Annotated in this window: 15 protein-coding genes; 14 read left to right on the top strand and 1 reads right to left on the bottom strand. The window is 71.5% G+C overall.

Annotated features, from left to right (window positions below; translation table 11 throughout):
- The first annotated feature begins 38 nt into the window (after positions 1 to 38).
- The 4 genes from ABZ319_RS01010 (at position 39) to hemQ (ending at position 2,179) form a co-directional block, all read left to right on the top strand.
- Entirely contained in the window at positions 39 to 689 is a 651-nt protein-coding gene (locus ABZ319_RS01010; RefSeq protein ID WP_354984214.1) for a TetR/AcrR family transcriptional regulator C-terminal domain-containing protein, read from the top strand.
- Positions 690 to 781: 92 nt separating this feature from the next.
- Positions 782 to 1,087 (top strand): hypothetical protein, encoded by a 306-nt coding sequence (locus tag ABZ319_RS01005; protein ID WP_354984213.1) that lies wholly within the window; start codon positions 782 to 784, stop codon positions 1,085 to 1,087.
- 53 nt (positions 1,088 to 1,140) lie between these two features.
- A complete protein-coding gene (locus tag ABZ319_RS01000; protein WP_354984212.1) occupies positions 1,141 to 1,461 on the top strand; it encodes a hypothetical protein in 321 nt (106 codons plus the stop codon).
- A gap of 22 nt (positions 1,462 to 1,483) precedes the next feature.
- On the top strand, positions 1,484 to 2,179 hold the full coding sequence (hemQ, locus tag ABZ319_RS00995) for a hydrogen peroxide-dependent heme synthase (RefSeq protein ID WP_354984211.1): 696 nt from the start codon (positions 1,484 to 1,486) through the stop codon (positions 2,177 to 2,179).
- Positions 2,180 to 2,419: 240 nt separating this feature from the next.
- Here hemQ and ABZ319_RS00990 read toward each other — a convergent pair whose 3' ends face one another.
- A complete protein-coding gene (locus tag ABZ319_RS00990; protein ID WP_354984238.1) occupies positions 2,420 to 3,379 on the bottom strand; it encodes a DUF1152 domain-containing protein in 960 nt (319 codons plus the stop codon).
- A gap of 145 nt (positions 3,380 to 3,524) precedes the next feature.
- Here ABZ319_RS00990 and ABZ319_RS00985 point away from each other — a divergent pair, with 145 nt between their 5' ends.
- From ABZ319_RS00985 to ABZ319_RS00940, 10 genes are all read left to right on the top strand, one after another.
- Positions 3,525 to 3,860 carry an acyl carrier protein gene (locus ABZ319_RS00985; RefSeq protein ID WP_354984210.1) on the top strand — a complete coding sequence of 112 codons (336 nt, stop codon included), beginning with the start codon at positions 3,525 to 3,527 and terminating at the stop codon, positions 3,858 to 3,860.
- The gene (locus ABZ319_RS00980) at positions 3,857 to 4,975 is read left to right on the top strand and encodes an acyl-CoA dehydrogenase family protein (RefSeq protein WP_354984209.1); all 1,119 of its coding nucleotides are present in this window, start codon (positions 3,857 to 3,859) and stop codon (positions 4,973 to 4,975) included. The genes ABZ319_RS00985 and ABZ319_RS00980 overlap by 4 nt, the downstream gene beginning before the upstream one ends.
- Complete coding sequence (locus ABZ319_RS00975) at positions 4,972 to 5,991, top strand: 3-oxoacyl-ACP synthase (RefSeq protein ID WP_354984208.1); 1,020 nt, start codon at positions 4,972 to 4,974, stop codon at positions 5,989 to 5,991. The genes ABZ319_RS00980 and ABZ319_RS00975 overlap by 4 nt, the downstream gene beginning before the upstream one ends.
- A complete protein-coding gene (locus ABZ319_RS00970; RefSeq protein ID WP_354984207.1) occupies positions 5,988 to 8,891 on the top strand; it encodes an amino acid adenylation domain-containing protein in 2,904 nt (967 codons plus the stop codon). Before ABZ319_RS00975 ends, ABZ319_RS00970 begins: the two co-directional genes overlap by 4 nt.
- Positions 8,892 to 8,908: 17 nt before the next feature.
- Positions 8,909 to 13,318: a condensation domain-containing protein gene (locus ABZ319_RS00965; protein WP_354984206.1), complete on the top strand. Its 4,410-nt coding sequence runs from the start codon at positions 8,909 to 8,911 to the stop codon at positions 13,316 to 13,318.
- Positions 13,315 to 14,169 carry a 3-hydroxyacyl-CoA dehydrogenase family protein gene (locus tag ABZ319_RS00960; RefSeq protein ID WP_354984205.1) on the top strand — a complete coding sequence of 285 codons (855 nt, stop codon included), beginning with the start codon at positions 13,315 to 13,317 and terminating at the stop codon, positions 14,167 to 14,169. The genes ABZ319_RS00965 and ABZ319_RS00960 overlap by 4 nt, the downstream gene beginning before the upstream one ends.
- Complete coding sequence (locus ABZ319_RS00955) at positions 14,156 to 19,528, top strand: amino acid adenylation domain-containing protein (protein ID WP_354984204.1); 5,373 nt, start codon at positions 14,156 to 14,158, stop codon at positions 19,526 to 19,528. Before ABZ319_RS00960 ends, ABZ319_RS00955 begins: the two co-directional genes overlap by 14 nt.
- Entirely contained in the window at positions 19,521 to 23,945 is a 4,425-nt protein-coding gene (locus ABZ319_RS00950) for an amino acid adenylation domain-containing protein (protein WP_354984203.1), read from the top strand. The genes ABZ319_RS00955 and ABZ319_RS00950 overlap by 8 nt, the downstream gene beginning before the upstream one ends.
- 150 nt (positions 23,946 to 24,095) lie before the next feature.
- Positions 24,096 to 25,082, top strand: coding sequence for an SGNH/GDSL hydrolase family protein (locus tag ABZ319_RS00945; RefSeq protein ID WP_354984202.1), 987 nt, complete (start codon positions 24,096 to 24,098; stop codon positions 25,080 to 25,082).
- 54 nt (positions 25,083 to 25,136) lie between these two features.
- On the top strand, positions 25,137 to 26,678 hold the full coding sequence (locus tag ABZ319_RS00940) for a glycosyltransferase family 39 protein (protein WP_354984201.1): 1,542 nt from the start codon (positions 25,137 to 25,139) through the stop codon (positions 26,676 to 26,678).
- Positions 26,679 to 26,730 lie beyond the last annotated feature (52 nt).

The raw sequence follows: 26,730 nt of genomic DNA, 5'->3' as shown, positions 1-26,730 counted from the left end.
ATGCACTGGATAGTTACACTGTAACTTACGCTGGTTGCATGCCCAGGACGTCGAAGTCGCTCGAAGAGGCAACGCCGGAAGCCATTGCCCGCGCGGGTTTGGCGATCATCGATGCGCGCGGGGCCGCGCAGCTCAGTTTCCGGTCCATCGCGACCTATCTGCACGTGTCGCACACCACGGTCGTGCGCCGCGGTGGCGGTGATTTCTCGGGGCTGCTGGATCTGATCGCCGATCATCTGGCCGAGGAATTGCCGGAGATCGATCGCACGATGGGTTCCTGGGATGCGCGCACCGAACAACGCTTCGCGGCCTGGTACGAGTTGCTCGCCGCGCGTCCGGGTCTGGTGCTGCTGCGCGGTACGCGCCCGCTGCTGGGTCCCCGGCTGCTCGCACGCCTGTCCGAACCGCAATTGGCCGATAATCTTTCGATCGGCCTGCCGATGCCCGCGGCGTTGCGCGCCTATCGCCAGATGTACCTGTACACGCTCGGCTGCGCGGCGCTGGTGGAGTTGCACGATGCGAAAGCCGTTCGGCTGCGCACGCGTTCCGCGCTGGCGGCGCTGGATCCGGAGGAGTTCCCCCTGCTCTCGGGCAATCTGAACGGGGTGATGGACGCGATCACCGATGAGTCGGTGTTTCGCGATGGTCTGCGCAGGCTCATCGAGTCCTGGGCGGCTCAGGCCGGCTGACCCGGCGGTGAACGTGCGTGTGCTGTCCTGCGATATCGGGCAGTATCGCGGGAATGGCGGATGGCGGGCAGGAGAGGCGAATGGTGTCCGGGATGGGAACGCTCGAACGGTCGGCGCGCTGGGATGTGCTGCGTGATCGCACGGTGTGGACGGTGGCCACCCTGAGTTTTCCGCTGGTCTTCGCCGCGCTGTCGGTGGTGCTGGTGACGTGCGAGGTGATCGCGCGGCGTGCCGGGGTCGACGCGGGGCTGGTCACTCTGATTCAGCCCGGGCTGCTGCTGGGATCCGCCGCGCTGGCGGGGCTGCTGTACTGCCTCGGCGGTCCCGCGATGCGGGGTCTGGCCGTGGCGCTGGCCGTGGACGCGGTGCTGCTCGCACAGTGGGTGCTGTTCGAATGACGGCGCCGAGCTCTCCCTCCTGGTTCGGCCCCGCTGGTTTCCTGAGTGCGATCGTGGCGTTCGAGCTGTACTGGCGCAATGCCGAACATCTGGGCGTGCCGTTCAGCGTGGATCCGATCTGGCTGCTCTGTCAGATCGGAATTCCGTTCGTGCTCATGATCTTCCGCGGGCTGCCCCGGCAGATCGGCTTCGGTCTGCTGATCGGCTGGCTCGGGCATCTGCTGGTGATCGGACTGCTCATGGCGGCCGGCGGCATTCTGGCCTTCGCCCCGGTCACGACCGCGCCGCCGTTCCTGCTGGCGCTGGTGGCGGTGGTGCCGATGCTGGTGCTGGCCGCCGTCTGCTTCGGATGGGACCGCCGCCGACGGCGCTGACTCGCGATGGCACGATGGGGGCATGGCGCGACTCGATTACAAAGCCCTCAACGACACCATCCGCTACCTCATGTTCTCGGTGTTCCAGGTGGAGCCCGGTGTGCTGGGGGATGATCGGACGGCCGCGATCAAGGAGGCGCGCGAGTTCTTCGATTCGCTCGAGGATCGCGGTGTGGTGGTGCGCGGTCTCTACGATGTCGCGGGTATGCGCGCCGATGCCGATTTCATGATCTGGTGGCATGCGGAGAAGATCGAGGAGATTCAGGCCGCGTACGCCGATTTCCGCCGGGTCACCGAGCTGGGCCAGGCCAGCAATCCGGTGTGGAGCAATGCCGCGCTGCACCGTCCCGCCGAGTTCAACAAGAGTCACGTGCCGGCGTTCCTCGCGGGCGAGGAGCCGGGCAATTACATCTGCGTGTACCCGTTCGTGCGGTCCTACGAGTGGTACCTGCTCCCCGATGAGGAGCGGCGCAAGATGCTCGCCGATCACGGCAAGGCCGCGCGCGGCTACCCCGATGTGCGCGCCAATACCGTGGCGTCGTTCGCCCTCGGTGATTACGAGTGGCTGCTGGCCTTCGAGGCGCCGGAGTTGCACCGCATCGTGGATCTGATGCGCGATCTGCGCGCGACTGAGGCTCGCCTGCACGTGCGCGAGGAGATTCCCTTCTTCACCGGCCCCCGCGTGGAGGTCGAGCAGCTCATCGCGTCCCTGCCGTGAATTAGCCCACACTCCCGCCACTTCCGCGTCCCGGCCGTAGATTTCGGCCGGGCCGCCCCTTTTCCCCGTTCGCCGCCCCGTAGCTCAACGGTGCCCGAGGAATTCGGGGCATGCGCACCCCCGCATACGAGCCGTATTCTGCTGCCGGACTCGATCTCCCCGCGACGACGTCGGCCGCGGCAGGGCCGGCTACCGAGGGGTGCCGCCGCGGGGAGATCGAGCGGTGGACGGCCCACCCGTTCAGTGCGGAATAACCCCCGCGGGCCGCGGAGCGCTCCGCTCGCCCAGATGCGCTTCGATGACCCGCACGACTTCATGCATCTCCTCGGTCTCGACCAGCGCCGGCAGATATTCCACTGTTTCCGCCAGCGCGGGCAGATCCACCGCCAAATACATTGCCATCAGCGGGTTCACGAACAGCTCGGTGCCGCCGGTGCGATCGGTGGCGTGCACGTTCCCGAATTCCCCGCGTATGGCCCCGGCGATCTGCGAATGAACGATGCTGGGCCGCAAGGGCGTAGTGGCCAGCGCGTGTTCGACCGCGTCGCAATAGGCCGCCCCTTCGGCGCTGTCCGGTGAAATCGACAGCGCGCCGAGAAACGCGTTCCGCCGCTGGAGTGCTGCGAGATTCTCCAGGACATGCGCGTGACACACGCCGTGATAGGCGTCGATTCCGAATCCGATCGACACCACCAACCGGTTGAGGCCGTCGAGTCCCGCGGTGGCCGCGAGACTGGTCATGTCCTCGTGCGGGGTTCCCAGCGTCGCTTCGTCGCCGCGCAGCAGAATGTCCGTACCGCCGTCGATGAGCACGAGGGCGTCCGCGCCGAGGTGCTCGATGAGCGCGCGGTAGGCCGAACGCAACGGTCGCACGCCCGATTTCGGGAATGCGTACACGAGCGGCTCGCCCCCGGTGCCGGCCAGCCAGCGCGCGAGGGTCCGCTCGGGGAAGTAGTCGTCATTACCGGCGGTCTCCGGGGTGACCGCGGCGACGCCGGGCGCCAGCCAGTCCTCGAGCGGAGTGTGCCGTAGATCGCTGAACGACAGGTTCGCCAGGTGCACTCGCTTGCCCTGGGCCGAGAGCGCGATCGCCAGCGGCAGCCCGCCGTAGACGTCGAAGCCGCCGCCCGCTCCGGCGATGAGGATCGTGGACTCGTCCCGTAGCCGGGTGAACAGGGGTGGCTCGGCCAGACGGAACATACTCACCTCGCCATCATGCGTGGGAAAAGCGGTTGCTGCCAGGGGATTTCGCCGGAGTCGGAGGTGGCCCCCATGAATTGGGGGCAGTGCGGATCCTTCCGAATGGGGACATCGAACCTTAGGTTCGGACCGTCACCGGTGCGCGGTGGCCGATGTCGGTGAGGGTGAGGCGGATCCATTGGGCGAGTTCAGCGATTCGGAATTCGGGGCGGTTGTGCCCGCGCCGGAATTGGTGGAGCGATTGCGACGCCACTTCAGCACCATCACCGGATCCGAACTCGGGCCCGATGACGACTATTTCGCGCTCGGGCTCGTGAATTCGCTGCGCGCGATGGAAATCGTCGCCTACCTCGAGCGCACCTTCGAATTCGAGGTCGATATCGAGGATCTCGACCTCGCCAATTTCCGGACCGTGCACCGGGCCGCCGCGTTCATCGCCCGCAAGTGCGCGGCGGGCGTGGCGACGAACGGCGTCCGGTGACCGATCTCGGCGCGCTGCTGCTGGCAGCCGAGACCGATGCCGCGGCCTGGGATCGCGCCGGGCTGCCGGGCGAGGTCATCATGACCGCTGCCGCGTCCGGCCTGCTCGGCCTGGATCGGCCCGGCCGCTTCGGCGGCGGTGACGCGGATGCGCTCGAACTGGGTCGCACCGCGGCGCGGCTCGGCGCGGTGTGCACGTCGCTGCGCTCGTTGTTCACCGTGCAGACCATGGTCGCGGCCACCGTGGATCGCTGGGGCACTCCCGCGCAGCGGGAGACCTGGCTGCCCGCGCTGACCGCCGGCGATGTCATCGCCGGTCTCGCGGCCACCGAGGCCGGCGCGGGCAGCGATCTGTCCGGTGTGCGAACGACGTTCACCGGTGACGGCGAGCTCCTGCGGGTGTCCGGGCGCAAGCTGTGGGTCACCTTCGGCGCGGTCGCCGATGTGCTGCTGGTGCTCGGCAACGCGCCCGACGGTCCGGTCGCGGCCCTGGTTCGCACCGATCAGCCCGGTGTCACGGTGGAGCCGGTGGCCGATCAACTCGGGCTGCGCGGTGCGCGAGTGGCCCACATCGACCTCGCCGATGTGGCGGTCCCGGCCGATCACCTGCTCGCGCGCCCCGGCTTCGGTCGCTCCCACGTGATCGGCACGGCCCTGGATCACGGCCGTTTCACCATTGCCTGGGGCTGTCTGGGCATGGCCGAAGCCTGCCTCGCCGATGCGAGCGCACACGCGCGCGAGCGCACCCAGGGCGCTACCCGCCTCGCCGATCACCAGGCGGTGCGCGCCATGCTGGGCCGCAGCTGGGTGGATATCGAAGGGGCGCGGGCGCTGTGCGAACGCGCCGCCGATCAGCGCCGTACCCGCGAGCCCGCGGCCCTGCTGTCCACGATCGCCGCGAAGTACGCCGCCGCTGCCGCCGCGGCGACGGTGAGCGAGCGCGCCGTGCAGATTCTGGGCGCGGCCGGGTGCGCCCCGGATGCCCGCGCGGGCAGGTTCTTCCGGGACGCCAAGATCATGCAGATCATCGAGGGCGCGCGCGAGATCGCCGAACAGGACATCGGCGAGTTCGTGCTGCGCCGCGCCGAACCGCTCACCAACGGACTCCCGCGATGACCGCCGCCACGCCGATCACGCTCGGTCCGGCCGCCCTGGTCTTCCCGGAAACCACCTGTGCGGTAGCCGATCTGGCCGAGCTGGAGCTGCTGCCCGAACAGCGCCGCGCCCACGCTCTAGCCCTCGGCATCGACCGGATCCCCTGTGCGCCGGACAGTTCCGAACTCGATCTCGCAGCCGAGGCCGCGTCGGCCGCGCTGACCCGATCCGGTCTCCCCGCCGCCGAACTCGATGTCCTGCTGCTCGTGGGCGGCCGCGCCCCGCAATACCTGCTCGCCTCCGAGGCCACCCGCCTGCAACACCGCCTCGGTGCGACCCGCGCCTTCGTGACCAGCGTCGGCGATCTGGGCTGCGTGTCGATCTCGGCCGCCTTCACCGTGGCCGCGGCGCTACTGCGCGGCAGCGATCAGGTCCGCACGGTGCTCGTGGTCACCGCCGCGAAAGCGCCGACTCCCGCCCGCTATCGGGCGCCCATGACCCTGCTCGGCGATGGCGGCGGCGCGGTGCTGCTGACGAAGGACACTCCCGCGGGCCGCTACGAACTGACCGACCACCTGGTGCACAGCGACGGCCGCTACGCCGACCTGTTCCGCATCGACTACCGCGACGTCCCCGTTCGCGACTGGACCGAGGACTGCGCCGACGAGGCCACCTACAGCTTCCGCCTCGCGGTGGAGAGCCGGAAACGCTTCGAGGCCATGAACGCCGAGGTGCTGGCCCGCAACGGCCTGCAACTGTTCGACATCGAATCCGTGCTGATGCAGAACCTTTCGGCCGGCGCCTTCGCGTTCTGGGAGGAAGCCCTCGGGGTGCGCATCGACCGGGCCTGCCGGGACAACCTGGCCCGGTACGGCCATCTCGGCTCCCTGGACGTGCTGGTCAACCTGGAACTCGCCGCCGCGCAACAGCATCCGGGTGATTACGCGCTGCTGATGAACAGCAGTCCGGTCGCCGCCTGGAGCACCACCCTGCTGCGCCGCCTGCCCGACTCGATCACCGGAGGAACCCCGCTGTGACCGCCGTTGTGAAATGCCTCGTCTGGGATCTGGACGACACCGTATGGGACGGGGTGGTCCTCGAGCGGGACGCGGGAGAGCCGCGGCCCGAGGTGCGCGCGGCACTCCGGGCGCTCGACGACCGCGGCATCGTGCACGCGGTGGCCAGTCGCGGCGAAAGCGGTCCCGCCACGGCGCATTTGCGCGCGCACGGGCTGGCGGAGCTGTTCACGATGCTGGAGATCGGCTGGAACGCCAAGTCCGAGGCCGTGCGCCGGATCGCCGAAACCCTGAACATCGGCCTGGACGCGATCGCGTTCGTGGACAACGATCCGGTCGAACGCGCCGAGGTCGCCGCGGCGCTGCCGCAGGTCCGCTGCTACGACGCGGACGAGGTGTCCGGCCTGCCGGACCGGCCCGAGTTCACCCCGGGGGTGGTGACCGAGGATGCCCGGCGGCGGCGCGAACGCTATCGCGCCGAGCTGGATCGGCGCGATACCGAGGCCGCCTTCACCGGTTCGGACGCCGACTTCCTCGCCTCGCTCGGCCTGGTGCTGACCGTGCGCCGCGCCACTCCCGCCGATCTGGACCGCGCGCACGAACTCACCGTGCGCACGAATCAGCTCAACACCACCGGCCGCACCTTCGACGCGGCCGAACTGCGCGAGCTGATCGATTCCGGCACGCACGAGGTGCTGGTGGCCGCCCTGCGCGACCGTTTCGGCTCCTACGGCACCGTCGGCCTGGCCGTCACCGAGTTCCGCGACGGTGATTCGGTGCTCCTGCTGCTGCTCATGTCGTGCCGGGTGATGTCGCGCGGGGTCGGCGGCGCGCTGCTGGCCCACCTGATCGACCGGGCCCGGACGCGCGGGCACCGCTGCGTCGCGGAGTTCACCCCGACCCCGGTGAACCGAATCATGCTGGTGACACTGCGATTCGCCGGATTCAGCCCGGTCGAGTCGCCCACCGATCAGGTGCTGCTCGTGCACGAGCCGACCGCGACCGCGCCGAGCACCGCCCACGTTCTGCTGCGCAGCCCCGATTCCGCAGTGCGCCCGGGCGATTTCGCCACCGCGCTGCTCGGCCAATTCACCCGCGTTCCCGATCGCGTCGCCGTGCGGGTCGGCGACCACACGCTGACCTACCGCGAATTGGACACCGCCACTGCGGCTCTCGCCGCCCGCCTGACCGGCGCGGGCGTGCGCCCCGGCCGAATCGTCCTCTGCTATTTCCGGCAGAGCCTGAACACCGTCGTCGCCATGCTCGCGGCCCTGCGCGCGGGCGCGGCCTGGTGCGTGATCGAACCCGGGCATCCGGAATCCGCGCTGCGCACGCTGCTGGACGACATCGACTGCGGCGCGGTGATTTACGACCCGGCCGAACCCGGCACTTCCTCGGACGAGATGGCGGCGCTGTTCGCCGGGCGCCGGCCCGCCCTGCTCGCGGTCGGCGAACAGACCCCCGTCGCCGATCTCCCCGGCCCGCAACCGCCCGGTGCGCCCATCTACGTGCTGACCACCTCCGGCTCCACCGGCACGCCCAAGGCCGTGGTGGTCAGTCACGCGAACGTGGCCGCCATGCTCGCCGGCCGCGAATACCCCCACCGCGACGGCGAACTCGTCACCCTGTCCACCTGGCGGCTGACCGCCGACGGCGCGCTGATCCTGAGCCTGTGGGCGCTGACCCGGGGCGGCACCGCCGTCTTCCCCGCCTATCGCGAGCTACCCGACGCGGCCGCGGTCGGCGCGCTCATCCGGTCGGCGGGGGTCACGCACCTGTCCGCGACCCCATCGTTCTATCGACTCCTGCTGCCGCACCTGGCGGTCGACGCCACGCCCGAACTGGTCTCGATAGCGGGTGAGGCGTTCCCGCCGCCGCTGGCCGCCCGGCATCGCGAGGCGCTGCCCGAGGCCGTCCTGCTCAACGAGTACGGACCGACCGAGGCCACGGTGAGCTGCCTCTGGCACACCGTCCCCGCCGGGACCGATCCCGAGACCGTGCCGATCGGCACCCCCGTACCGGGTTCGTCCGCCTATGTTCTGGGCCCCCAACTGATTCGGCTCGCACCCGGTGAGATCGGCGATCTCTACATCGGCGGCGATCAGATCACCGACGGCTACGCCGCCCGCCCCGCGCTCACCGCGGGCCGCTATGTGGCCGACCCCTTCACCGAGGATCCGGGCGCGCGGATGTACCGCACCGGCGATCTCGCCCGCGTGGACGAGCGGGGCGAGATCGAGTTCCTCGGGCGCGACGACGCCCAGATCAAGATTCGCGGGGCGCGGGTGGAGCGCCACGCGGTGGAGGCGGTCATCGAAACCCATCCCGCCGTCCGGCACGCGGTCGTGCTGGATGTGGCCGATGCGGACGGCATCACCGAGCTGTTCGCCTTCGTTGTCCCACGGGATGTTTCGAGCCGACTGGACACCGTCGAGCTGGCCCGGTTCTGTGCCGGTCAGCTGGTGCCCATGGCGGTGCCGAACCGTTTCCTGCCCATCGACACCCTGCCCATCGCCGCCGCCGGAAAGCTCGACGAGGCGGCCATGCGCGCCCGGGCCCGCCGGCGCGCCGCGGGCGCCGCCGTCTCGCGGGCGGGCTGGCGCGAGCGCGAGCGCGAACTCGCCGAACTCTGGGAGCTGGTCCTCGAACACGGCGAATTCGACCGGGACGACTCGTTCTTCGAACTGGGCGGCAATTCCCACCGGGTCGTGTTCCTGCACCTGCAGCTCGAACAGCGCTGGCCGGGCGCGCTGCGCGTGGGACGACTCTTCGATCTGCGCACCATCACCGAACAGGCCGAGGCCATCGACGCCGCCCTCGCCGGGCCGGCCGATCCGCCCGGCCCCGATCACCCCGGATCCACAGGCGATTCCGCGCTCGCGCCCACCGGCGCGGTCACCACCGCGGCGTTCGAGCTGTGATCCGGCAGGAGCACCTCATGTCCGACACCGTCAGCAGCAGTGCCGATTTCGCGGCCCGGGACGGCGATATCGCCGTCGTCGGCATCGGCGCGCGCTTTCCCGGCGCCGCCGATCTGGCCGAGTTCCGCGCGAACCTGCGCGCCGGGCACGACGCGGTCGGCCCCATGCCCGCCGAGCGCATCGCCGCCACCGGCCTGGATCCCGCCGCCGGGTACCTGCCCATGGGCCACCTGACCGAGATCGAGCAGTTCGATCACCGCTTCTTCAACCTGTCCCGCCGCGAAGCGTCGGTGATCGACCCGCAGCAGCGCATCGCCCTGTCGCTGGCGCAGCGGGCCGTCGAGGACGCCGGGTACCCGATCGCGCACCTGGCCGCGAGCGATACCGCGGTTGTGCTCAGCGCCTCGCAGTCGAGCTACCACGCCTTCCCCGTCGATCCCGGACCGCTGAGCCTGCTCGGCAACGCAGGATTCGCCGGCGCGGCCCGGATCGCGCATCTGCTCGGGCTCACCGGACCGTGCTACAGCGTGGACAGCGGTTGCAACAGCGCCCTGGTCGCGGTGCACCGGGCCTGTCGCGAATTGTCCGGCGGGGACGCCGATTACGCGCTCGCGGGCGGGGTGTCGGTGCGCGTGCCCGGCACTCCGTCCTGGGGCGGCGGCGTCTTCACCGAGATCCTCTCGCCCGGCGGCCGCTGCCGGGCCTTCGACGCCGACGCGGACGGCACGGTCGGCGGTGAGGGCGGTGCGGTGCTGCTGCTGACCACCGTGGCCCGGGCCCGCGCCGATCGCGCGCCCATCCACGCCGTCATTCGCGGCAGCGCCACCCTGCACAACGGGCACGCCGCGGCCACCATCAGCACCCCCAGCGCCACCGCCCAGGCCCGGGTCATCGCCAAGGCGTGGCGATCGGCCGGGGCGAGCACCGCGGCGGCGGGCTATCTGGAGACGCACGGCTCGGGCACCCGGCTCGGCGATGCCATCGAATTGGAAGGCATCACCGCCGCTTTCGGTGATCACCCGCTGCTGCCGATCGGTTCGGTGAAGACCAATATCGGCCACCTCGACCACGCCTCCGGTATCGCGGGCCTGGTCAAGGCCGTGCTGGGCGTCGCACACGCCGAGCTGTACCCGAGCCTGCATTTCAGCAGGCCGACCGGCGACATCGATCTCGCGGTCGCCCGTATCGAGGTGCTGACCGCGGCCCGCCCGTGGCCCGGCGACGCACCCCGGATCGCGGGGGTGAGCTCGTTCAGCCTCGGCGGCAGCATCGCGCACTGCGTGGTGGCGCAACCACCCGCCGAACCCGCCCGCCCGGACCGGGGCGCGGATCGGCCCCGCCTGGTCGGCATCTCGGCGCGCACCCCGCGAGCCCTGGCCGCCTTGACCGCCGATCTCACCACCGCCCTGTCCGCACCGGAGCCGCCGGCCCTGGACGACGTCGCCTTCACCCTCGGTGTGGGCCGCGCCCACTACGCCCACCGGTACGCGGTAACCGCGTCGAGCACAGCGGATCTCGTGCGGCGTCTGCGGGCGCTGCCGCCCGCCGACCGCACGGCCGCGACCCGCCCGCCCCGGGTGGTGCTGCTGCTGTCTCCGGACGCCCCGCCGATGCCGGTCGATTCCGGCGCGGTGCTGCCCGCCCAGCTGCCCGCGACCGGCGCCACCGCGGCGGTGCTGGCGGGCCAGTGCGCGATCCACGATCGCCTGCGCGACTGCGGCATCGAGTTCGCCGCCATCCTCAGCGCCGGCTCGTCCCGCTTCGTGTCCCGGTACCTGCTCGGTTCGCGGGCCGAGGTCACCGCCCCCGAGATCGAGGGCGCGGTCGCGACCGTGGACATCGAACGACTGGCGCACGCGGCGCGCACCCTGACGACCCAGGGCCCGGTCGTCTTCCTCGAACCCGCTCGCGGGGGCCGGCTCGGCGAGCTGCTCGCCACCGAACTACCCGAGGCCGAAATCATCGGCCCCGCCGACGATTCCGCGGGTCTGCCGGGCCTGCTCGGACAGCTCTACACGGCCGGGGTCGATCTCGACTGGGGTGCTTTCGCACCGGCCGACGCCCGGCGTATCCGGTTGCCCGGGCATCCGCAGCTCACCTCCCGCTGCTGGATCGACATTCCCAGCCACTGGCACACCGGCGCACAGCCGCCCGCGTCCACCGCGGCCGCGTCCACCTCGGTCGTGGCATCCCCGGCCGCCGGACCGGATCCGGACCGCTGGCTGCGCGCCACCCTGGGCGAATTGCTCGGCGCGGACACCGATCTCGACGGCGACGCCGACTACTTCGAGCTCGGCGGCAATTCCATCATCGCGGTGCAGCTGGTGGAACGCATCGAGGAGGCCTTCGGCTTCCGCCCCAAACTCCTCGATATCTATGAGCGGCCTCGGCTTTCGGAGTTCAGCGCGCTGCTGGCCGCGGGCGCCGATCGCACCGCCGTGCCCGCGCGCGCGGCGATCCCGGCCCTGGTGGCCCATGACGAGCCGGTCATGTCCTCGGGGCAGGAACGGATGTGGTTCCACCACCAATTCGATCCCGGCACCACGCTCTACAACTATCCGGTGGTGCAGCTGCTGCGCGGCGGCATCGACATCGACGCCCTGCACGGCACTTTCGAGGATCTGGCCGAACGGCACGAGACGCTGCGCTACAACTTCGCCGAGCAGGACGGCGCGCCGGTGCTGCGGATTCGGCCCCGGCTGGGGGAGTTCTTCCGCCGGGTGGACGTCTCGGCCGCCCCCGATCCCACCGCGGCCGCCCACGAACTGGTCCGCGCCGCGGCGCAGCGGCCCTTCGACCTGGCGAACGATCCGCTGGTCCAGGTGCTGGTGATCACCATCGCGCCCGAAACCCATGTGCTCCAGCTCAGTTGCCACCACGCCGTCACCGACGGGGCGACGCCGACCATCCTCGCGCGCGAGATCCCCGAGCTGTACGCCGCGCGCCGGGCGGGCCGCCCGCACACCCTGGCCCCGCTGCCCATCCGGTACCGCGACTACGCCGCCTGGCACCGCGAACTGCTGGCCGGTTCGGCACTGGATCACGAACTCGCCTACTGGACAGCGAAACTGGCGGACGCGCCACTGCTGCACCTGCCGACCGACTTCCCGCGTCCGGCCCGCAAGACCTTCGTCGGCGACCTGTACCCGTTCACCATTCCCGGTGCGCTGCTGAACGATCTGCGCGGACTGGCCCAGCGCGAGTCGGTGTCGCTGTTCGTGGTGCTGCTCAGCGCGCTGTACCTGACGCTGGCCCGGCACAGCGGCCAGCGCGACATCGTCGTCGGCACCCCGACCACCGGCCGGGGGCGGCGCGAATTCGACGATCTCATCGGCTATTTCAACAGTACCGTCGCCCTGCGCGCCGACTTCGGCGGCGATCGCGAACTCCCCGAACTGCTGGCCCGGGTTCGGTCCGTGGTCCTGGAAGCCCTCGAACACCAGCAGATTCCCTTCGACCGCGTGGTCAACGCCCTGGTGGAGCGGCGCGATCTCGCCCGCACCCCGCTGTTCGACGTCCTCTACATCCACCAGGTGACCCCGCGCCTGAAACGCGTCGACGAGGCCGCCACCGAACTGTTCGACCCCGATCACTCGGCCGGTCACGAGTACGGCGGATTGCCCACCGGCACCGCCAAATTCGACCTCACCCTGGTCACCTTCGAATTCACCGACGATCCGGACGCCGATATCGGGGCCTGCTGGGAATACAGCACCGAGCTGTTCACCCGGCAGACCGTCGCCCGGGTCAACGCCGATTTCCTGCGCATCCTCGAAACGATGGCCGAGGCCGCGGTGAACGCAACCGCGCCGCCCGTCCTGGCCGCCCTCATCGACGATCCGCGCGCCCGGACGCCGGAAACCCAGGTGCCCACCGACTTCCCGCGCACGGGGCTGACGAGCCACACCCTGGATACGGTGTCGGACACCGTGCGGCCGGCGGAGGTGTACTCCGAATCCGCGCTGCACGACACGGCCCTGGCGGCCTTCGCGGTGTTGCTCACCTGGTACACCGGCGCCGATCGGGTCGTGATCGGGCTGCCGGAAACGGTTACGGGACAGCCGGGTACGGCCGAGCTCGACCTGAGCGGCGATCCGACCTGGACGGGCCTGCTCGAGCGGGTGGGCGCGGCGGCGCAGGCTCCCGCGGTCGGCGGCGCACCCGCGGCGGTGAGTTTCCACGGCACGTCGACCGGCCCGGTCTCCGCCGAACCTCGAACCGAACTGGCGCTGTCCTGCCCCCGGACGCACCCCGGCACCGTCGTGCTGCGTCTGCACTACGCGACCGAACTGTTCGAACACGCCTCGGCCCTGGCCATGCTGGCCGATCTGCGCAGGCTGTTCGAAGCCCTGCCCGCGCGGCCGGCCGCCGCGGTCCTCGAGACCGCGAGCGCGGCCCTCGACAGCGAATTGGAGGTGATTCCGTGAGCACCGAAACCCTGGTCGGCGTCGTCGGCGCGGGCGTGATGGGAACGGGTATCGCACAGTGCCTGGCCCAGTCCGGCATTCCGGTCGTCGTGGTGGAATCCGACGCGACCGCCATCGCCCGCGCGCAGCGGGAACTGCGCTCGGCGCTGCGCCTGGCCGCCCTGCTCGGGCGCGGTGCGCGCGGCACGACCCTGGAAGCGGTCTCCGGGCGGATTCGCTGGTCCGCCGACCTGGCCGAGCTGTCCGATGCGAGTTTCGTCATCGAATCGGTGACCGAGCGCATCGATCTCAAGCGTGAGATCTTCGGCGCGCTGGATCGGCACTGCCCGCCCGGCACGATCTTCGCCACCGGCACCTCCGCCGTCCCCGTCGCCGATCTGGCCGCCCGCACGAACCGGCCCGATCGGGTGCTCGGGCTGCACTTCATGAACCCCGCCCCGCTGACCGAGGTGGTGGAGGTGATCACCGGCGCGCAGACCGCCCCCGGCGCCCTGGCCCGCGCGCTCGCGCTGCTCGACGCCCTCGGCAAACAGGGCATCGTGGTCGGCGACGGTCCCGGGTTCGTCATCAATCGGATCCTCATGCTGTGCATCGCCGAAGCCGCCGAGGTCACCGCGACCGGCGTGGACGCGGACACCGTCGACGCCCTGTTCGAGGGCTGCCTCGGGCACCGCATGGGCCCGCTGCGCACCGCAGACCTCATCGGTCTCGACAATGTGCTCGACACCCTCACCGTGCTGCGCGAGACGACCGGCGACGATCGCTACCGTGTGCCGGGCCCGCTGGCCGATCTGGTGGCCGCAGGCCGCTTCGGCCGCAAGACCGGCGGGGGATTCCATGACTACGCGTGAGACGACCGCGCCCGCCGCGGCGATGCCCGCGGGCCTGGCCGATTCGCCCCTGCTCGACGGCCTCGCCGGGCTGGGCTCGCTGGCCCGGCGCAGCGGCGGGGTGGCGGCGGTGGTGCTGGCCGGACTGGCGGTGCACGCGCACCGCCGCACCGGTGCGACCCGCGTGACGGTCGGCCACCGCTTCGGCGCGAACATCCTGCCGGTCGCGGTCCCGCTGCGCCCGCTGGAGAGCTTCGACGTCATCGCCAAGCGCGTGGGCGCGGAGTTGCGCCGCGGCCGCGACGAGACTCGCGCCGGGGGCACACCGGACGAGCCGCCCGCATTGATTGCCGCGCAGCACGATTCCGGGTGGCGCGCCGAGGTGCCGCGCGCCGAGCAGCCGGCGTTCCTGCGCCTGTTCGCCGCGCTCCTGCTCACCCCGTCCACGCCGATCGCCCACCTGGACATCGTCACCCCGGATGAGCTGCGCAGGCTGCGCGAGATCAACGACACCGCGCACGACATCGGCGACGGCGCGGAGCCGACGGCGATGACCGCGCAGGCACGGGGCGTCTCCGACGCAGCGGCACAGGGCGTTTCCGCAGCGGCGGCTATGGCTGACTCTGCTGGGGCACCGGGCGTTGTGCCAGTGACACGAAGCGTCTCCGCGGCGGCACAGGACGACCCTGCGGATGTGGCATCGGGCGTTGCGGCGGCGCGGCGTGACTCTGCGGCTGTGACACAAGGCGTTTCGGCGGCATCGGCACAGAACGACTCGGCGGCAGTGGCACCAAGCGTTTCTGCGGCGGCGATAAAGGGTGTTTCGGCGGCAGAGCGGCAGAGTCTGTCCACCGCAACGGCTTTGGACGGATTCGAGGCCGTGGTCCGGCGGCAGCCCGGGGACGTCGCGCTGGTGCTGGGCGACCGGACCCTCACCTACGCGGAACTGCACGCGCGCGCCGAGCGCACGGCCCGCTGGCTGCGCGGGCAGGGCGTCGGGCCCGAGGCGGTCGTGGGGCTGGCCCTGGACCGGTCGATCGAGGCCATCGTCGCCACCTACGCGGTGCTGCTGGCGGGCGGGGCGTACGTGCCCCTGGACACGACCCAGCCGTCCGAACGCCTGGAACGCATTCTGCGGGTTGCCCGTCCACACTGCGTGCTCAGCGACGGGCGCACCGACTTCGCGGCCGCGGGTGTGCCCGTGCACCGGATCGGCGACCTCGATCTCGACGCGTACGACGGCACCCCGCTCACCCCCGGCGCTCGTCCGGACAATCTGGCCTACCTCATGTTCACCTCCGGATCGACCGGAGCCCCGAAGGGTGTCGCCGTCACCCACGCCGCGCTCACCGCGCACCTGGCCTGGATGACCCACCACCTAGGCCTGGACCGCACCGACGCGGTGCTGCAGAAGACCCCCGTCACCTTCGACGTCTCCATCTGGGAACTGTTCTGGCCCTTGCACATCGGCGCGCGCCTGGTCATCGCGCCACCGGGGGCCCAACAGGATCCGGCGGAGCTGGCCCGCCAGATCACCGCCCACCGCGTCACCACCGTGCAATTCGTCCCCTCGACCCTGACCGCGCATCTCAACGCCACCGCCGAGGTCCCCGCCGGGCTGCGCCGGGTGCTGCTCATCGGCGAGACGCTCACACCCCAACTCGCACAGCGGTTCACCGCCGCGAGCCCCGCCGAGCTGCACAACCTGTACGGTCCGACCGAGGCGACCGGCGCGGTCTCGGGCTACCCGGTGCCCGCGGGCCCGATCGCGCACGTCCCGATCGGCGGGCCCGGCTGGAACACCCGCGCCCACGTCCTGGACGCCGCCCTGCGTCCGGTGCCCGACGGAACCGACGGCGAGCTCTACCTCGCGGGAGTTCAGCTGGCCCGGTGCTATCGGGACGACCCGGCCCGCACCGCAGCGCATTTCGTCGCCGACCCGTTCGGAGTCGGCGGCCGCCTCTACCGCACCGGCGATATCGTGCGCTGGAACCTGGCCACCGGTGAACTCGATTACGTCGGCCGCCGCGACTTCCAGATCAAACGCCATGGCGTGCGCATCGAACTCGGTGAGATCGAAGCGGCCCTGGCCGCCTGCGCACCGGTCGCGCAGGCGGTGGCCGTGCAACGCGCCGAGGGCCGCGTCATCGGCTACGTCGTCCCGGTGCCGGGCCGGGTGTGCGCCGAATCCGCACTGCGCCGCGAACTCTCGGACCGGCTGCCCGCCGCCATGCTGCCGGACGACTTCGTGGTGCTGGACGCCCTGCCGATGAACCCCGCGGGCAAGGTGGATCGCGCGGCCCTGCCCGCGCCCACGGCGCAGGTCTCTACCCGTGCGCCGCGGACGCCCGCCGAGGTCGAGCTGGCGGCGGCCTTCGCGGAGGTGCTCGGCCGCGACGGCGTCGGCGCCGACGAGTCCTTCTTCGCACTCGGCGGCGACAGCGTCATGTCGATCCTGCTGGTGTCCCGCGCCCGTGCCCGCGGCCTGCTGTTCACCGCCCAGCAGGTGTTCGAGTTCCCCACCGTCGCGGGTCTGGCCGCGGTCGCGACCGGCGAAACGGCCGACGCCCCGGCCGAACTGCCCGGCGGGGGAGTGGGCGAGGTGCCGCTGACCCCCGCCATCGCGGCGCTGATCGCGCACGCCGGATCGGCGGGCCGTGACGCCCAGGCCGGCTTCCGCCGCTACGCCCAGACCATGGTCCTCGAGCTGCCCGCCGGCCTCACCGCGGCCACCCTGCACGCGGTCCTGGCCGCGGTCCTGGATCGTCACGAGATGTTGCGCGCCCGCCTCTACCGGGACGCGAGCGGAACGTGGCGGCTGTTCGCCGACCCGGTCACGGCCGTCGGCCTCGGCGCGATCCTGCGCCGGGTCGAGATGCCTGTCGACACAAGCGATTCCGAGCGCGTCGAGATCCTCGCCCGCGAGTTCGACGCCGCCGCCGATCGCCTGGATCCGGCGAACGGTCTCGTACTCCAAGCCGTCTGGCTCGAGCCCGCCGACGGCGGTCCCGGCCGACTGCTCTTGGTCGTGCACCACATCGCCGTGGACGGCGTGTCCTGGCGAATCCTCGTGCCGGACTTCATCTCCACGTGGACGCGGATCGGCGCGGGCGCCCCCGCGACGCTGCCCGCCGGTGGCACCTCCATGCGGCGGTGGGCGCACATCCTGCACGAGCAGGCGGTCACCGCGGACCGCGCCGCGGAGCTGGACCACTGGCGGGAACTGCTCACCGTCCCGCAGCCGCCGCTGGCGGGCAGGCCCCTCGACGCCGCCATCGACACCGCGGCGACCGTGCGCCGGATCCAGGTCGACCTCGACGAGACCGCCACCACCGCGGTGGTTTCCACCATTCCGGACCTGTACCGCACGACCGCCAACGTCGCGCTGCTCACCGCGCTCGCGGTGGCCGTCACCCGCTGGCGGCACACCCGCGCGGACACCGGCAGCACGCTGCTCGTGCACCTCGAAGCGCACGGCCGCGACGCCGAAGTGGCTCCGGGCGTTGACCTTTCCCGCACCGTCGGGTGGTTCACCGCGGCCTTCCCGTGCCGTTTCGATCTCACCGGCATCGACCTGGACGACGCCCTGGCGGGCGGCCCGGCCCTGGGCGCTGCCGTGCGGGCGGTGAAGGAACAGTTGCGCTCGATCCCCGGCACCGGCCTGGGCCACGGTCTGCTGCGCCACCTGAATCCGGCGACGGCGGGCGAGCTCTCGGCCGAACCGGCCCAGCTCGCCTTCACCTATCTCGGCGCGATCGCCACCATCGGCTCGGGCCCCTGGCTGCCCACCGGCGAGTTCACCGCACCTGCGGCGCTGCCACCCGCCACCGCGCTGTCGGTCGACGCCCTGGTCGCCGATCACCGTCTGCGGGCGGGCTTCTCCTTCCCCGAGACGCTGTTGCGCGCCGCGGAGATCCACGCGCTCACCGGCCTCTGGTCGAATGCGCTCGCGGCCCTGGCCCGGCACAGCGTCCTCCCCGGCGCGGGCGGGCACACGCCCTCGGATTTCCCGCTGGTCGCGCTCACCCAGCACGACATCGACACGCGCACGGCGCGATTCCCCGGCCCGATCGACATCTGGCCCCTCACCCCGATTCAGGACAAGTTCGCCCGGTACGCCCTGCACGAGGTCGACACCGTCGACCCGCACACCATGCAGCTGCTGCTCACCGGCACCGGCGCCCCGGACCTGACCCGGCTGCGGGCCGCCGCCCAGCACCTCGTCGACCGGCACGCGACCTTGCGCACGGCGTTCGTCGACACCGCCGCCGGACACCCGGTGCAGATCGTCACCGCGGCCGCGGCGGTGCCCTGGCGGGAAATCGACCTGCGCGCACGGCCCGGCGAGATCGAGGCCCTGCTGCTGGACGAGCAACTCCGGCCTTTCGATCTCGAGACCCCGCCGCTGCTCCGATTCCTGTTCCTGCGCGTGGACGACACGCACTGGCGGCTGTCGGTCACCAATCACCGCCTGCTGTTCGACGGCTGGTCCTTCCCCGTGCTGATCCGCGAACTGCTCGTCGCCTACGCCGCCGGTCCCGAGGCGGCCCCGGACGACGCCGGAATCTTCCGGGCCTTCCTGCGCTGGCGGAGCGAACAGGACGACCGGGCGACCGCACGGGCCTGGCGCGCCGAGCTGTCCGAGCCGAGCGCGCCGACCCTGCTGACCGCGCCCGGAGCGGAACCTCCCGACCCCGCCGTTCCGCAGGCCGAGCACCGGAGCACGCTGGCCGGGGCTACAGCCCGCGGATTGTCCAGGCTGGCAACCGAAGTCGGCGTCACCCTCAACACCATCGTGCAGACCGCGTGGGGCCTGGTGCTCGGCGAGCTGACCGGTGAGACCGACGTGCTGTTCGGCACCGTGGTGTCCGGGCGGCCCGCGCACCTGCCCGGCATCGAGTCCGCGGTCGGCCAATTCATCAACACCGTGCCGGTGCGCGTGCGGTGGGATCCGGCCCGGCCGATCGGGGTCCTGCTCACCGAACAGCAGGCGGCCCAGGCCCGGCTGCTCGATCACCAGTACGCCGGTCTCGCGGAGATCGAGGACGCGGCCGGTGTGCCGGTGCGCGCCGCATTCGACACCCTGCTGCTGTTCGAGTCCTATCCCGTCGACGTGGAAAGCCTCTATGCCGCGGCGGCTTTCGACGACGTCGCGCTCACCCGCCTGGAATCGCGCGAAGCCACCCTGTTCCCGCTCATGGTCACATTCTGGCCGAACGACGGCCTGCACCTGGCAGTCAACTGGCACCGGTCGCTGGTGCCCGCCGACGTAGTCGCCCGCGCCGTCGAGCACCTGCACACCGTCCTGGACCTGCTGGCAGCGCCGGGGTCCGCCGAAACCACCGTCTCGGCGCTGAACACGAAGGGCCGCAATGTCTGAACACAGCCACCCCCTGACCGTCGCGCAGCAGGAGGTGTGGGCCGGAGCGGTACTCGACGAATCCGGCCGCAAATATCTCAACGGCGGCTACGTACACATTCGGGGACGGATCGACGTCGCGATCTTCGAACAGGCGCTGCGCACGGTCATCGCGGGCAGCGAGACCCTGCGCGTGCGAATCGACGCGACCGGCCCCGAACCGCGCCAGCTCGTCACCGAGCTCGCGGACTGGCCGTTGCGCCGCGGGGACTTCAGCGCCGAGCCCGATCCGATGGCCGCGGCCCTGGCATTCATCGACCACGAACTCACCAGGCCCTTCGACATGGCGGCCGCGCCGCTGTTCGACCATCACCTGCTCGATCTCGGCGCAGCGGGCCACCTGTGGAGCGTGCGAGTTCATCACGTCATCTGCGACGGCGCGTCCTCGCTGGCCATGGTGCGCCGGGTGGCGAGCGTCTACACCGAACTGCTTGCCGGGCAACCGGTCTCGGAAGCCGTCTTCGACACCGTCGCAGCCCTGCTCGACGCCGACACCAAATACCGTGCCTCGCACCGGTATGCCGGCGATCGAGAGTTCTGGTCCGGCCGCCTCGACGGCGTCGGCGAAGCGCCCGCCTTCACCCAGCCGCCCGTCCCCGAACACGCCGCCGAACCGATTCGGCACTCCGGATATCTCACCGCGGCACAGTGGCGGCGGGTCCGCGCCGGAGCCGACCGCTTCGACGTGAGCTGGCCCGCCCTGCTGGCCGCGACCACCGCGCTGCTGCTGCACGCCGACACCGGGGCGCGCACGGTGGTGCTCGGGCTGTCGGTCCCGGCCAAACGGTCCTGGCACGCCTTCGGCATGACCTCCAACGTGGTGCCGCTGCGCCTGGACATCGATCCCGCGGGCACCGTCGGCGACCTGGCCCGCGCGGCCCAGACCGAGTCTCGAATCATCCTGCGCCACCAGCACTATCGCTGGTTCGACATGCTCACCCACGGACTGGTCCCGGACAATCTCGGCTGGGCCGCCGGTCCCATGCTCAACATCCTGCCGATGGCGCGGGAACTGGCCTTCGGCCCCGTTCGCGGCACCCTGCACCACATTTCGGCCGGCGCGCCCGCCGACTTCGGGATCGGCGTCTACGACAACGGCGACGGCCCGCTGCGCATCGACTTCGACACCGCCTCCGATCGCTGGCCCGCAGCCGATCTCGCGATTCGGCACGACCACTTCCTGGCCACCCTGACCGCCGTCGCCGACGCCGCCGACGACCAGGTGCTCGCCGGCATCCGCAGCGGCCGCGAAGCGGACGGCGCGATCGGGCGCGGACCCGTGATCGAGATCGGCGACCGGCCGGTGGCAGCGGTTTTCGAAGCGGTCGCGCGCGAGCATCCGGACCGCCCCGCGCTGTGGGCCGCGGGCGGCGAGCACACCTATCGGGGGCTCAATGCCCGGGCCAACCGGCTCGCGCACCACTGGGCGCGGGAGCACGACGTCCGGCTCGGCACCCCGATCGGCATCGGCCTGCCGCGCTCCCCGGAGCTGATCGTGGCCTTCCTGGCCATCCTCAAACTCGGCGCGCTGTGCGTACCGGTGCACGACGACGATCCCGGCGAACGGGTCGAACAATTGATGCGGCACACCGGAACCCGGATCCTGCTGCGCGCGCACGCCGACATCGTGGCGGCCGAGCGGGCCGCACGCTCGTGCCCCGAGACCGATCCCGGCCGCGTGATCCCGATGGATCTCCCGGCCTGGCTGATGTTCACCTCCGGCTCCACCGGCATGCCCAAGGGTGTCGAGATCACCCACCGGGCGCTGGTCGAGCGGGCACTGGACAGCATCGGCAGCGGCCCCGAACACGCACGGCTGCTGTTCCATTCGCCCTACAACTGGGACATCGCGGCGTACGAGCTCTGGATGCCGCTGCTCACCGGCCGCACCGTCGTCATCGCGCCCCCGGGCCGGCTCTCGGCGGGTGACTTCCGGGACGTGCTGGCCGCGGGCGAGGTCACCGCGGTCTTCCTCACCGCGGGACTGCTCCAGGTGCTGGCCGAGGAGATCCCGGACAGCCTCGGGCGGCTGCGCGTGCTGTCCTCGGCGGGGGACGTGGTGCCGCCGGACGCGGTGCGCGCGGTGCACGCCGCCGGGCCCGAGGTGCAGATGCTCAACCACTACGGTCCGGTCGAGGCCACCGCCTTCGCCACCGCGCAGGTGATCGCGGACGCCGGGGACGGCGACGAGCCGCTGCCCATCGGGACCGCGGTCGACAACACGATCGTGCTGGTGCTGGACACCATGCTGCGGCCGGTGCCGCGCGGCGCCGTGGGCGAGATCTATCTCGCCGGTGCGGGATTGGCGCAGGGCTACCACCGGCTGCCGGGGCTGACCGCGCAGCGCTTCGTCGCGGACGTCTCCGGAGCGCCCGGCGCGCGCATGTACCGCACCGGCGATTACGGCCGCTGGGACGAGCGCGGCGCATTGCGCTTCCTGGGTCGCGGGGACCGGCAGGTCAAGATCAACGGCATTCGGGTCGAGCCCAGCGAGGTCGAGGCGGCGCTGCGCCGCGCACCCGGGGTCACCGCGGCCGTGGTCACCGTCCATCGCGGCCGTGCGGGAAAGTCGTTGCACGCCTACGTGGTCGCCGATACCGAGATCGACCCGGTGCGCTTCCGGGCCGAGCTGGCGCTGTCCCTGCCCGGCTACCTGGTTCCGACCGCGATCGTGCAGATCCCCGAGCTGCCGATCACCGCGCGCGGCAAGGTCGACCGCAACGCGCTGCCCGCGCCGGCCGACACCGCCGGGGCGCAACCGGCGCGGACCCCGCGCCAGCAGATCCTCGCGGGCCTGTTCGCCGCGGCCATCGGCGTGGACCGGGTCGGGATGCACGACGACTTCTTCCGGCTCGGCGGGAATTCGCTCTCGGCCATCCGTCTGGTCGGCTCGGTCACCGAGACCATGAACACGGTGGTGACCCTGCGCGATGTCTTCGAGGCCCCGACCGTGGCAGATCTGGAACGCCGCCTGCTCGATCGGCACGGCGACCCGGTCGCCGCGCGGCCGCGGCTCGGCGAACTGCCCCGGCCCGCCGCGATCCCGCTGAGTCCGGCCCAATTGCGGCTGTGGACGGTCAACTACCTGAGCGAGGGCCGGGCCGACTACCTGCTGCCCGCCGCACTCGACCTGCACGGCGACATCGACCCGGACGCGGTGCGCGCCGCCGTCGACGACGTCGTGCGCAGGCACGAGGCGCTGCGCACGGTGCTGCCGTACACCGCGGCCGGTCCGGTCCAGCGGATCGCCGAGTTCGCGCCCGGGGCAACCGATTTCGAGGTGGTCGAGATCGGCCCGGAAGCCGCCGACGCGGCCGTGGCCGCCGAGACCCGGCGCGGCTTCCGGCTCATGACCGAACCGCCGCTGCGCGTCCGGCTCTACCGCCTCGCCCCGGACCGGCATCTGCTGCTGGTGGTGCTGCACCACAGCGCGGGCGACGGGGAGGCCATGGTCACCCTGTTCCGCGACATCGAATTCGCCTACCGGGCAAGGGCTCTGGGAAGCGAGCCGGAATGGGCCGCGCCCGCGGTGCAATTGGCGGACTACACGGTGTGGCTCGAGAGCGTCACCGGGAACGAGGCCGATCCCGCCGGCACGGCCCACCGAGCGGCCACGTACTGGAACACCGAACTGGCGGACCTGCCCGCCGAAGCCGCGCTGCCGACGGACCGGCCGCGCACCGAGCGCACCGACAGCTCGGTCGGGTCGGTGGCGCTGGCCCTGTCGCCGCACACCCACGCGCGCGTGCTCGATACCGCCCGCCGTTGCGGCGCGAGCACCTACACCCTGCTGCACGCCGCGCTGGTGTGCGCGCTGCAACGGCTCGGCGCGGGGCAGGATCTGCTCGTCGGCACCGCGCTGAGCGGGCGCGACACCGAGGAACTGGATTCGGTGCTCGGCTGCCTGGTGCACACCGTGCTCATTCGCACCCGCACCGCCGAGACCCGGACCTACCGCGACCTGGTCCGACAGATCCGGGACCGCCTGCTCGACGCCCACGAGCACAAGGAGTACCCGTTCGACCGGCTGGCCGAGCGCCTGCGCCCGGCCGGGGCCGCGGCGAACCATCCACTGCCGCAGATCATGACCACCTACTCCCGCGATATCGAACCCGCCGGCGACGACGCCGGGCTCGGCGTGCGCCTGCGCACCCTCGCCCAGCACCGCATCGAATTCGAGCTGCTGCTGGACCTGCGGGAGATGGTGACCGGGGCGGGCGCGCCCGGCGGCATTCGCGGTGATCTGCGCTACGCCGCCGAACTCTGGTCGCCCGAGACCATGAATACGCTGGCCACCGCCATGACGGAGGCCCTCGAGGCGATGTGCGGCGATATCGACGCCGCGGTGCTGCCGGCGGAACAGGTGGCCGCCGGCTAGCCGAATCGGTCTCCGTCCCAACGGATCACACCGCGTCGAACAGGTAGCCCCCAATTCTTGGGTGAAGTGAATTAATTTCAAAGTTCGAAGTGGTGTTCCCGGACGCGCTAGTGTGCGTGCGGCAAGTTGCGTTGGTGAGAGGTAAATCGGATGTTCGGCGTCGGTGGACGGTGGCTGTTGTGTGCCACGGTGGCCCTGCTCGCGGCCACGGTGCCGAATGCGGGAGTCGTGCGGGCGGATCCCGCTCCCGCGGGACACACGCTGGTGGTACTCGGCGACTCGTACGCCGCCAACCCGGCGTGCGACGCGGTGATCGTGAAGTGCGTCGATCCGGCGAAGACCGGGCTGGCCTCCTGCCTGCGCGGCCCGACCTCCTGGCCGCTCGAACTGGCCGCCCGCATGCGGCTCGAACCGGGCGACGTCACGAACAATTCGTGCTCGGGCTCGACCATCGACACCGGCCCGACCACCGCGAACGGCGAAGAGGTCCGCGGTCGGGACGGTTACACCCTGGCCCAGCAGACCCTGAACGCCGCGCAGAACGGCGCGTTCGGGTCGAACACGGCGGTGGTCGCCATCCAGATGGGCTTCAACGACTCCTGGCCCCGCGACGCCACCCTCGCGCCCGCCGCGAACCTGGTGTTCACCTGCGTCTTCAACGTCGTGCAGGGCTGCGACGAGAACGCCGTCGCCGAGGGCCGCTGGCCGGACCCGGACTCGGTCAACGGCGCCGCGTACGCCGATCGCGTGCGCAAGGTCGTCGACTTCGTCAAGTACTACGCCCCCAACGCCCAGGTCATGCTGGTCGGCTACCCCGAGGTGCTCGCGCCGAACGACACGGCCTGGTGCTTCGACGCCCTCGGCATCGTGCGCTGGGTCCAGCCGCAGGCGCGCGCGATGGTCGAGTTCTGGAACCGGCTGCAGAGCGCCCAGCGCGACGCGGCCGCCCTGCTCCAGATCGGTTTCGTGGACGTGCTCGAGGCGACCGCGGGCCACGGCCTGTGCTCGGCCGATCCCTGGTACACCGACTACCTCGATCCGCGGAACACCCTGTCCGGGTTGCCCTTCCATCCCACCCCGCCCGGGGACGCCGCCGTGGCCGCCACGGTCCACAGCCAGATCACGCGGACCCGCTGACGGTTCGCACTCGCCCGGCGGTCGTGTGCCGCCGGGAGCTCTTTCGGAGATTCGATGACCCTGACCCAGACCGCCGCCCCGGCGCCCGCCGTCGCGCCGCCACGCTTCGCCTGGCGCGGGGTGCTGCTGGTGTCCGGCGTGCTCACGCTGATCTGGTCGGTCTCCGCGGCTCGCTTCCAGTACGCGGGCGACGAGCTGTACTACCTCGCGTGCGGGCGGCGGCTCGCGGTCAGCTACGCCGACAACGGCCCACTGGTCCCGCTGATCGCGAGGCTGTGCGATCTGATCGCGCCCGGTTCGGAATTCGCGCTGCGGGTCCCGGGCCTGTTGATGCTCGTGGTCGCCTCGGCGCTCGCGGGCGCGGTGGCCTGTGAACTCGGCGCTCGGGCCCGGCTGCAGATGCTCGCCGCCGCCGGATTCGCCGCGTCCCCGCTGGTCTTCGCCTTCACGGTGCTGACCAGCGTCTCGTTCGACATCGCATTGCAAGCGCTGATCCTGTGGCTGCTGATCCGCTGGGTGCGGGTGCGCCGCGACCGGCTGCTCGTCGCCGCCGGGGTGGCCGCGGCGATCGACGTCCAGGACAAATGGCTCGTGCTGCTGCTGGCCGCCTGCGTCGGCGCGGGCGTCCTGGTCGCGGGACCGCGCGAGATCCTGGGCAGGCCGGCCCTGTGGCTGGGCCTGATCATCGGCGCCGCGTCCATGACGCCCGCCCTGCTCTGGCAGGCCACCCACGACTGGCCGCAGCTGGCCACCAACGAGGCCATCGCGCAGGAGAACAGCGCGGCCGTGGCGACGGTGGTCGCCATCATGGTGACCACGGGATTCCTCGGCGGCGGGCTGGGCCTGCTCGGCCTGTACGGCCTGGCCCGGGAGCCGAGGCTGCGCCCGTACCGGTTCCTGCTCATCGCCATCGCGCTCATGCTCGTCCTGGTGGTCGCGGCTCACGGCCGGTCCTACTACGTCGCCGGACTGCTGCCCGCGCTGTTCGGCGCCGGCGCGGCCACCCTGTCCGGACTGCTCGGCGTCCCGGCCACGCGCGTGGCGTGGCGTCGTACGTTCGTGACCCTCACCGCCCTGGCCGCGGCGCTGACCGCGTTCGTGGCGCTGCTGCCCTTCCCGCGCAGCTGGATCGTCCAACCGCCGCGGCCGCCGCTGGGCGCGCTGCAGCACTACGGCAACGATTACTGGTCCGACCTGGCCGACGCGGTGCACGAGGTGACCGCGAACCTGCCCGCCGCCGACCGCGCGAATGCCGCGATCGTCGCCTCGTCCTACGGTCAGGCCGGGGCCCTGGACCACTACGGGCAATCCGGTTGGCTCCCACCGGTGTACAGCCCGCACCGCGGGTTCGCCGGATTCGGCCCGCCACCGGACACGACCGGCACGTTCGTGTACGTCGGCCACGAGACCGGGCGCGAGCAACGCGAATTCCTGGCCGCCTTCACCGACACGACACTGGCGCGCCGGGTGCACGATCCGCTCGGCATCGGCGGGCAGAATTTCGGCATGGCCATCTGGATCTGCCGCGGCCCACGGGTACCCATGTCCGAGGCCTGGCCCACGCTGACCTATATGGTTGCTCCACCGACACCGTAAACACCGGTGCCGGTGCGACATTCATCGCTGTCGCCTCTTCGCCACGCCCCGG

It is taken from the genome of Nocardia sp. NPDC005978, from assembly GCF_040614455.1.
GTDB lineage: Bacteria > Actinomycetota > Actinomycetes > Mycobacteriales > Mycobacteriaceae > Nocardia.
This window is presented reverse-complemented; position numbering and strand designations above follow the sequence as displayed.

Excerpts from the sequence above, each read along its gene's own strand:
- ABZ319_RS01010 (WP_354984214.1), top strand. The coding sequence starts at position 39 with ATGCCCAGGACGTCGAAGTCGCTCGAAGAGGCAACGCCGGAAGCCATT.
- ABZ319_RS00940 (WP_354984201.1), top strand. The coding sequence starts at position 25,137 with ATGACCCTGACCCAGACCGCCGCCCCGGCGCCCGCCGTCGCGCCGCCA.
- ABZ319_RS00990 (WP_354984238.1), bottom strand. The coding sequence starts at position 3,379 with ATGTTCCGTCTGGCCGAGCCACCCCTGTTCACCCGGCTACGGGACGAG.
- ABZ319_RS01005 (WP_354984213.1), top strand. The coding sequence starts at position 782 with ATGGGAACGCTCGAACGGTCGGCGCGCTGGGATGTGCTGCGTGATCGC.
- ABZ319_RS00975 (WP_354984208.1), top strand. The coding sequence starts at position 4,972 with ATGACCGCCGCCACGCCGATCACGCTCGGTCCGGCCGCCCTGGTCTTC.
- ABZ319_RS00965 (WP_354984206.1), top strand. The coding sequence starts at position 8,909 with ATGTCCGACACCGTCAGCAGCAGTGCCGATTTCGCGGCCCGGGACGGC.
- ABZ319_RS00955 (WP_354984204.1), top strand. The coding sequence starts at position 14,156 with ATGACTACGCGTGAGACGACCGCGCCCGCCGCGGCGATGCCCGCGGGC.
- hemQ (WP_354984211.1), top strand. The coding sequence starts at position 1,484 with ATGGCGCGACTCGATTACAAAGCCCTCAACGACACCATCCGCTACCTC.
- ABZ319_RS00950 (WP_354984203.1), top strand. The coding sequence starts at position 19,521 with ATGTCTGAACACAGCCACCCCCTGACCGTCGCGCAGCAGGAGGTGTGG.
- ABZ319_RS00945 (WP_354984202.1), top strand. The coding sequence starts at position 24,096 with ATGTTCGGCGTCGGTGGACGGTGGCTGTTGTGTGCCACGGTGGCCCTG.